1 protein-coding gene is annotated in these 1,032 nt (G+C 72.4%); it reads left to right on the top strand.

Features of this window, described 5'->3' with window-relative positions:
• Positions 1–209: 209 nt before the first annotated feature.
• On the top strand, positions 210–1,032 hold an 823-nt coding region (locus ABZ914_RS51815), incomplete at its 3' end, for a DeoR/GlpR family DNA-binding transcription regulator (RefSeq protein WP_500201878.1).

Below are 1,032 nucleotides of genomic sequence, written 5' to 3'. Positions count from 1 at the left end.
TCCGCCGCGGGCTTCCCCGGGGGGGGGCGCCCCCGCGGCCACCGGGCCCACGCGCGCGCGCGGGGCGGGGTGGGCGGCGCGCCGCCCCCCCCCCCCCCCGGCGGCACCGCCGGGCAGGCGACCCTCGCCGAAGCACTCGCGCAAATTGCGTGATTATTTCCCGCTGAAACGGCTACTTTCGCGCATCCTTTGTACTCTATAATGATCGGATGCGTCAGCAGGACCGTCTTCCCCTCATCCTCGAACGGCTCGCCGAGCACGGCTCCGTGAGCGTGGTCGACCTGTCGGCCGAGCTGCAGGCCTCGCCCGCCTCGATCCGCCGCGACCTGCAGGTGCTGGAGGAGCAGCAGCTCCTCAAGCGCACGCACGGCGGCGCGATGGCGGCCGAGGTCATCTACGAGCTGCCGATGCGCTACCGCGGCGGCCGCAGCCAGGAGGAGAAGCGCCGCATCGCGCAGGCCGCGGTGCGGCTGGTCGACGGCTCGGTGCACTCGGTCGGCTTCAACGGCGGCACCACGATCACCGAGCTGGCCCGGCTGCTGTCCACCGGCCGCGCGCTCAAGGTCGTCACCAACGCCCTCAACATCGCCGCCGACCTGTCCGTGCGGCCCGCGATCGACCTGGTCGTCACCGGCGGCGGCGTCCGCCCCGAGTCCTACGAGCTGGTGGGGCCGATCGCCGACCGCACCCTCGCCGACATCAGCCTGGACCTGGTCTTCCTCGGCGTGGACGGGATCGACGCCGAGGCCGGCATCAGCACCCACGACGAGATCGAGGCCCGCACCGACCACTGCCTGATGCGGGCCACCCGCCGGGTGGTGGTGCTCGCCGACGGCTCCAAGATCGGGCACCGCGCCTTCTCCCGGATCGCCCCGATCGGCGAGGTCGACATGCTGATCACCGACGCCGGCGCGGACCGCGCCGAGCTGGACCGGATCCAGGCGGCGGGCGCATCAGCGGCAGCTTCCCCTGGACCAGGATCCGCAGCCAGATCGGAAGTGCGTCGTGGAGGGAATGAGTGTGCCACTACAG

Source organism: Spirillospora sp. NPDC046719 (assembly GCF_040645715.1).
Lineage (GTDB): Bacteria > Actinomycetota > Actinomycetes > Streptosporangiales > Streptosporangiaceae > Spirillospora.
The sequence above is the reverse complement of the archived record's forward strand: the minus strand, read 5'-3'. Positions and strand labels throughout refer to the sequence as shown.